This window comes from Hamadaea sp. NPDC051192, assembly GCF_040682475.1.
GTDB lineage: Bacteria > Actinomycetota > Actinomycetes > Mycobacteriales > Micromonosporaceae > Hamadaea > Hamadaea flava.
Map to the genome: position 1 here is coordinate 1 of NZ_JBFBAZ010000245.1, position 6,563 is coordinate 6,563.

Annotated in this window: 9 protein-coding genes and 1 pseudogene; 3 read left to right on the forward strand and 7 right to left on the reverse strand. The window is 72.1% G+C overall.

Annotated features, from left to right (window positions below):
- Positions 1-124 precede the first annotated feature (124 nt).
- The 4 genes from AB0M47_RS41690 to AB0M47_RS41705 are packed head-to-tail and all read right to left on the reverse strand — an operon-like array spanning position 125 to position 2,518.
- Positions 125-598 carry a GNAT family N-acetyltransferase gene (locus AB0M47_RS41690; RefSeq protein ID WP_363424292.1) on the reverse strand — a complete coding sequence of 158 codons (474 nt, stop codon included), beginning with the start codon at positions 596-598 and terminating at the stop codon, positions 125-127.
- The gene (locus tag AB0M47_RS41695; RefSeq protein ID WP_363424295.1) at positions 595-1,404 is read right to left on the reverse strand and encodes a PhzF family phenazine biosynthesis isomerase; all 810 of its coding nucleotides are present in this window, start codon (positions 1,402-1,404) and stop codon (positions 595-597) included. The genes AB0M47_RS41690 and AB0M47_RS41695 overlap by 4 nt, the downstream gene beginning before the upstream one ends.
- A gap of 9 nt (positions 1,405-1,413) precedes the next feature.
- On the reverse strand, positions 1,414-2,019 hold the full coding sequence (locus AB0M47_RS41700; RefSeq protein WP_363424298.1) for a class F sortase: 606 nt from the start codon (positions 2,017-2,019) through the stop codon (positions 1,414-1,416).
- Between the two features lie 4 nt (positions 2,020-2,023).
- A complete protein-coding gene (locus AB0M47_RS41705; RefSeq protein WP_363424301.1) occupies positions 2,024-2,518 on the reverse strand; it encodes a hypothetical protein in 495 nt (164 codons plus the stop codon).
- Positions 2,519-2,544: 26 nt separating this feature from the next.
- Between AB0M47_RS41705 and AB0M47_RS41710 the strand changes: the two genes are divergently transcribed.
- Both AB0M47_RS41710 and AB0M47_RS41715 read left to right on the forward strand, forming a co-directional pair.
- Positions 2,545-3,201, forward strand: coding sequence for an MOSC domain-containing protein (locus tag AB0M47_RS41710; RefSeq protein ID WP_363424304.1), 657 nt, complete (start codon positions 2,545-2,547; stop codon positions 3,199-3,201).
- A 14-nt stretch (positions 3,202-3,215) separates the two neighbouring features.
- Positions 3,216-3,866, forward strand: coding sequence for an HAD family hydrolase (locus tag AB0M47_RS41715; RefSeq protein WP_363424306.1), 651 nt, complete (start codon positions 3,216-3,218; stop codon positions 3,864-3,866).
- Between the two features lie 80 nt (positions 3,867-3,946).
- On the opposite strand, the gene AB0M47_RS41720 is transcribed toward AB0M47_RS41715, so the two are convergent.
- From AB0M47_RS41720 to AB0M47_RS41730, 3 genes are read right to left on the reverse strand one after another with little or no spacing between them, the layout of a single operon-like run.
- Positions 3,947-4,681 (reverse strand): IclR family transcriptional regulator, encoded by a 735-nt coding sequence (locus AB0M47_RS41720; RefSeq protein WP_363424309.1) that lies wholly within the window; start codon positions 4,679-4,681, stop codon positions 3,947-3,949.
- Between the two features lie 16 nt (positions 4,682-4,697).
- The gene (locus AB0M47_RS41725) at positions 4,698-5,429 is read right to left on the reverse strand and encodes an SDR family oxidoreductase (protein ID WP_363424312.1); all 732 of its coding nucleotides are present in this window, start codon (positions 5,427-5,429) and stop codon (positions 4,698-4,700) included.
- Positions 5,426-5,860, reverse strand: a complete 435-nt coding sequence (locus AB0M47_RS41730; RefSeq protein WP_363424315.1) for a hypothetical protein — start codon at positions 5,858-5,860, stop codon at positions 5,426-5,428. Before AB0M47_RS41730 ends, AB0M47_RS41725 begins: the two co-directional genes overlap by 4 nt.
- Positions 5,861-6,015: 155 nt before the next feature.
- Here AB0M47_RS41730 and AB0M47_RS41735 point away from each other — a divergent pair.
- Positions 6,016-6,563: pseudogene (locus AB0M47_RS41735) on the forward strand (hypothetical protein); the annotation flags it as partial.

Below are 6,563 nucleotides of genomic sequence, written 5' to 3' on the forward strand. Positions count from 1 at the left end.
CCGAAGCCTTGATAGCCCTCGCCAAGCTCAACCTAGGCGGATACCAAATCAAGCTCCCCGACCGCTCGTGACCCACACAAGCAGCCGGAGAGCCCCATTTCTCGCCTAGATCAACGAAGCGCGCTCACTCGCCGGCGGCAAGTGCGGCGAGTGCGTCATCCGTGAGGCGGTAGGGCACCCATTCGGTGAGGGCGGACGCGCCCAGCGACTCGTAGAACGCCCGGGCCGGGTTCCAGTCGAGCACCCACCAGTCGAGGCGGGCGTACCCACGCTCGACGCAGATGCGGGCCAGCTCGCGGAGCAGCGCCTTGCCGTGGCCACCACCTCGGGCGGCTGGGCGTACATAGAGGTCTTCGAGGTAGATGCCGTGCACACCGCGCCAGGTCGAGAAGTTCAGGAACCAGAGCGCGAAGCCGACCGTCTCGCCCGCCGAGTCCACCGCGACGTGGGCGTACGCGGCGGGGTTCGGCCCGAAAAGTGCCTCGTCCAGTTGCCCTGCGGTGGCGACCGCCTCCTGCGGGGCCTTCTCGAACTCGGCCAGCTCGGCGATCATCGCCAGGATCGCCGGGACGTCGGAGCGGGTCGCCGGCCGGATCACGAGCGCACCGCCCGCTCCGTCAGGACTCCGTCCAGCACCGTCACGGCGTACCCCTGGAGAATCACGCGCGAGCCGCGCAGCTCGACGCGAACCTGGCCGGAGCGTGGCGAGGCTTGCAGGCCCACGAGCGAAGTCGAGCCGAACCGCATGCTCCAGAACGGCGCGAGCGCGGTATGCGCGCTGCCGGTGACCGGATCCTCCGGCACGCCCACGCCGGGGCAGAAGACGCGGGAGACGAAGTCCTGGCCGGAGCCGGGTTCAGCGGGCGCCGTGACGATGACGCAGCGGGTGCCCAGGTCGGCGAGACCGGCCAGATCGGGCCGCAGCTCGCGCACGGCGGCCGCCGACGGCAGCTCGACGAGCAGGTCACCCAGGTCGCCGGTGTCGTAGACGCCGAGCGGCCGGACGCCGAGCGAGTCCACAAGCGACGGCGGAGCGTCGGCCGGCGTGGGCGGGCTGACCGGGAAGTCCATCGTGATCAGCCCGTCCGGCCCGACCGCGGTACGCAGCTCGCCGCTGAGCGTGGCGAACCGGACCTCGTCGGCGAGGCCGTCCTCGTGCAGCGCGTGCGCGGTCGCCAGCGTCGCGTGCCCGCACATCGCGACCTCGGTGGCCGGCGTGAACCAGCGCAGTCCCCACTGCTCCCCGGCGGACCGGGTGAACGCCGTCTCGGCGCAGTTCAGCTCGGCCGCGACCCGCTGCATCCAGCCCTCGTCCGGCCAGTCGCCGTCGGGCAGCACGCACACGCCCGCCTGGTTGCCCCGGAACGCCTCCTCGGTGAAGGCGTCGATGATCCTGATCCGCATGGTCCGAAGCTAGCGGACGCCGGTCAGGACGGCGAAGACCACCACGTTGTCCTGATACTCGCCGTCCGCGAACGGCCCGCCACAGGTCACCAGGCGCAGCTCCGCGCGTTCGGCCAGGCCGTAGACGTCGCCGCTCGGGAAGGCGTCCTTGGCGTACGCGCGGACGGCCTCGACGGTGAACACGGCGGTACGCCGATCGGCCCGGTCGACGGCGACCTCAGCGCCGACCGGCACCTTGCCGAGGTCGTAGAAGACGGCTGGACCGGTCGGGGCGGCGTCGACGTGACCGAGCAGCACGGCCGCGCCCACCTCGCCCGGCGCCGGCCCGTGGTTGTACCAGCCGACGATCATCGGCGCGGACAGCGGCGGGACCTGGATCTCCCCCGCCTCGTCGACGCCGACCGGGGTCACCTCGGCGTCCACCGAGATGGCCGGAATGGTGAGCTGGACCGGCTCGGCGCGGTCGAGGCCGCCGTCGGCTCCTTGGACGCCGCCGATCAGGCCGTGGGTGACCGACACCGGCGGTTCGGGTCCCAGCGTCGCCCAGCCGAGCATCACCACTCCGGCGATGCCCACGGTGATCAGGACGGGTTCGGGAATCCTCAGTTTGCTCAAGAATCTAGGGAACTTGACGCGCATCTCCTCGCCGCCTTGTCAGCACCAGACCGGCCGCGGCGCTCACGGCCAGGACGACACCGGCGAGGGCGACAGCCCGTTGCGTACCGCCGGCGGCCATGGAACCGTCGCCTGTGGTCGGAGCGCCGTTGGGCGCCACGACCAGGGTCGCGGTTCCGGCCTCGCCGGTACTGCACCACACCGTGAACTGGTAGGTGCCGGGCAAGGTGGAGTCGGGGACGGCGACCTCGGCGGCGTACGCGCCGGGGCCGGACGAGTCGGATGCGCGCTTCATGCCGATCTGTGATGAAGCGCCGACCGCTTGCGCAGAAAGTGTCGCGCCGGTCGCGTCGGAGCCACAACCTGCGGTGACGGTGGTCGTGCCGCCGGGTCGAACCGTCTCGGGCGAAGCGGTGACGGTCGCGTCGGCGAACGCTGGTGTCCCGATGAGTAGCCCGGTGGCCAAGGTGCTGGCGGCCACTGCGAGCAAGCGGCGCATGACCTCAGGTTAGCTAGGATCGGGAGGTGGCGTATGTGATCTCGGTGAATCTGGGCGTACGGCGGGAGACGGAGGCCTCCGAGGTCGGCGTCACCGGCATCGACAAGCGACCGGTCGCCGAACCGGTCTTCGTGCAGGCGCCCGGTCCCCGCGACACGGGCCTCGGCAGCGGGCTCACCGGCGACGTCGTCTGCGACCGCCGCCACCACGGCGGCGACGTCCAGGCGGTCTACGCGTACGCCCGGGAGGACCTCGACTGGTGGGCCGGCGAACTGAGCCGGGACCTGCCGGGCGGCTGCTTCGGCGAGAACCTGACGACGTCCGGGCTGGACGTCACCGGGGCGTTGATGGGCGAGCGCTGGCGCGTCGGCGACGACCTCGTCCTGGAGGTCACCGATCCGCGCATCCCGTGCGGCACCTTCGCCGCCTGGATGGCCGAACAGGGCTGGGTCAAGACGTTCACGAAGGTCGCGCGGCCGGGCGCGTACCTGCGGGTGGTGTCGCCCGGCCTGGTCCGGGCCGGCGACTCGATCGAGGTCCTGGAGCGTCCGGCCGACGGGGTCACCATCGGCGAGGCGTTCCGCGCCGTCACCCTCGAACCGGCCCTGCTGCCCCGGCTGCTCACCGGCGACGGGGTCACCGAGGGGTTCCGGGACAAGGCCCGACGCCGCCTCACGCGGTGACTACAGTTGTACGCATGATCAAGGCGGTGGTCTTCGACGTCGGTGAGACCCTCATCGACGAGACCCGGATCTGGACGCGCTGGGCGCAGCGGCTGGGCGTACCGGTGTTCACGTTCCTCGGCGCGCTCGGCGGCGCGGCCGCCCTCGACCGCCCGCACCGGGACATCTTCGAGATGTTCGAGCCGGGGTTCGATGTGGACGACGCCGTCTCCCGGTGGGCCGTGGACGACCCGGACGGGCTGCGCGAGAACTTCGACGCCGAGGACCTCTACCCCGACGTCCGGGCCGCGCTCGGCGAGCTGCGCCGACGAGGGCTGCGGGTGGTCATCGCGGGCAACCAGCCGCCGCAGGCGCGGGACGCGCTGGCGCGCATGGATCTGCCCGCCGACGCGATCTTCACCTCCGCCGAATGGGGCGTGGAGAAGCCGGAACCGGCCTTCTTCACCAAGGTCGCGGAGGTGGCACGGGCCGCGCCCGCGGCCATCTGCTACGTCGGCGACCGGCTCGACAACGACGTGCTCCCCGCCGCGCATGCCGGGATGATGCCGGTGCTGATTCGCCGGGGGCCCTGGGGTTTCCTGCACGCCACCCGGCCGCAGGCCGACCGGGCGACCGTCATCGACTCGCTCACCGAACTGCCGGACCTGCTCGCCCCCCGAACCTGACTGGTTCCCTGCAGATCACGGTTGCGCATGCCTCCGGAGCCCGAGATGGCATGCGCAACCGTGATCTGCAGCAAAGCGGCTCAGGGGGCGCCGAGGGACTGGGAGGCCTCGCGCGCCGCCGCCACGACGGTCGGGCCGAAGGCGTACGCGTCTGATGTGGACACCTCGTGGCGCAGCGTGGACACGCTGATCCCGCCGATGAGCCGGCCCGCGTGGTCGTGGACGGCCGCCCCGACACAGACGATCCCGGCTTCGTTCTCCTCGTCGTCGACGGCATAACCCCGTACGCGTACCTGGGCGAGGTCGGCCAGCAACGCGACCGGCGTGGTGCGCGTGTTCGGCGTACGCCGGGGCAGCCCGGAACGTTCGCAGAACGCCGTGATCTCGTCGTCGGTCTGGGCCGCCAGGATCGCCTTGCCGATCGCCGTCGAGTGGAGGTCGATCGTCATGCCGATCCGGGAGGTCATCTGGTAGGGGCGCAGTCCCATCAGCTTCTCGATGTAGACCGCCTCGTCCCCCGTACGCAGCGCGAAGTGCACGGTGTGCCCGGTGGTGTCGCGCAGCCGCGCCAGCGCCGGACCGGCCTGCCGAGCGGGGTCGAACCGGTGGGTGACCTTCCCCGCGAGCGTGAAGATCCGGGGTCCGGGCAGGTAGCCGCCGTTGCCGTCGCTCCGGGCGAAACCGCGGTCGACGAGCGCCCGCAGGATGCGGTGAACGGTCGACTTCGGCAGCCCGGTCGCGGTCGCGATGTCGGTCACGCGTTCGTGCTCGGCGAGGCTTTCCAGCACGTCGAAGGCCTTGTCGAGGGCGGTCATCCCGGAAGCGTAGCGGTCAGGCGCCGCCGGCCACCCGCACCGTCGCCCCGGTCGTGTAGGACGCCTCGTCGCTGAGCAGCCACGCGATCGCGTACGCGATCTCCTCGGGCCGGCCGGCGCGGCCCAGCGGCAGATTCGGCCCGACCCGGTCGGCCCGACCCGGTTCGCCGCTGCCCACGTGGAACTCCGTATGCGTCACGCCGGGCGAGACGGTGTTGACCCGGATGCCGCGCGGACCCAGCTCTTTGGACAGTCCGACGGTCATCGTGTCGACGGCCGCTTTCGTCGCGGCGTAATGGACGTACTCGTTCGGGCTGCCGGTCGTGGCCGCGCCCGACGAGACGTTGACGATCGAGCCGCCCGCGCTCATCCGGCGGATCGCCTCCTGCGCGACCAGGAAGTAGCCGACCACGTTCACGTCCACGACGCGGCGGAGATCCGCCTCCGTCAGGTCCACGAACGGGCCGATCGTGCTGCCGATCCCGGCGTTGTTGACCAGGCCGGTGATCTCGCCCAGCTCCGCTTCCGCCCGATCGAACAGGTGCACCACCTGATCGCGTACCGCTGTGTCCAAGCGGACCGCGATCGCCCGGACGCCGAGCTTGCTCGCGGAGTGGACCACCTCGTCGGCCGAGGCCTGATCGCGGCGATAGCCCACGGCGAGATCGTGGCCGCGCTCCGCGAGCAGGCGGCAGGTCGCCGCGCCGATGCCCCGGCTGCCGCCGGTCACCACCGTCACCTTGCTCATGCGGGCGACTTTAGGACCTCATTGGTACGCCGAGTGCCGCGGATGAGCAACGTCACGCCACTCAGAAACAGCAGCAGGCCGACGAGACCGAACACCGCGGTCGAGGTCCCTTCCCACAGGTACGCCTGACGCCCCCAGCCCCAGGCGGTGTCGCGGGCCTTGGGCGGCAGGAAGGTCTTGTCGCTCGGGCCGCGCAGCGTGACCGGGCGCAGCTCGCCGCCCGCCGGCCGGGCGTACGCGTCGCAGCCGCCGTACAGCCCGGCGAGCGGTGGCGCGCCGAGGTCGCTGAGGCATTCGTAGGAGTCGGAACCGTCGTGCGAGACGGTCAGCCGCTGCCCGGCCAGGTGGGCGACGGCCGGCACGGTCGCGTTGACCAGCGGCACCAGCGAGTAGCCGACGAGCAGGACTCCGAGCCACCGCGGCGTATGCATGGAGGGCAGACTATGCCTGGCGGACCCGTACGCCTATCGCCCTTTCCGGGGCTCCCGCCTCCGCCGGGCGGGAGTTGTCCACATCCGGCCGTCGTCCACAGCGCGGCCGATTCCGCGGTGGCGACTCGGCCGCGTCCGGCCGCATCGTCGTCGGCATGCCCCGACCACCGCGCCGCCCACCCGAGCTGCGCCGCCGGATCTTCCGCGGCAGCGAGGCCCGGCGGCTCGGCCTGCTCACCCCGAGCGATCTGCGGTCGACCGGCTGGCACCGGCTCTTCCGGGACGTGTACGCCGACGCCGACATCCAGCTCACCCACGAGGTACGCGCCTGGGCCGCCGGACGGTACGCGATTCCGCCCGGCGCCGCGATCGGCGGGCGGTCCGCGGCCGCCCTGCACGGGGCGTCCCTGGCGGCGTTGGACGACCCCGTCGAGGTGCTGAGCGTCCGGGACTTCGGGCCGGTGACGGGACTGCGGATCCGCCGGGGCCCGCTGGCCCCCTCGCAGGTGCTCGCCGTACGCGACGGCGTACGGATCACCACGCCGCTGCGGACCTGCTGGGATCTGTGCCGGTGGCATCCGGCCGAGGAGGCGGTCGCCCACCTCGACGTGCTCCTCGCCCAGGGTGTCCTGCGCGCGCCCGAGCTGACGTCGTACCTGGCCGGGCAGCGGGACGAGCCGGGCTGGCGGCGCGTGTCCGAGAC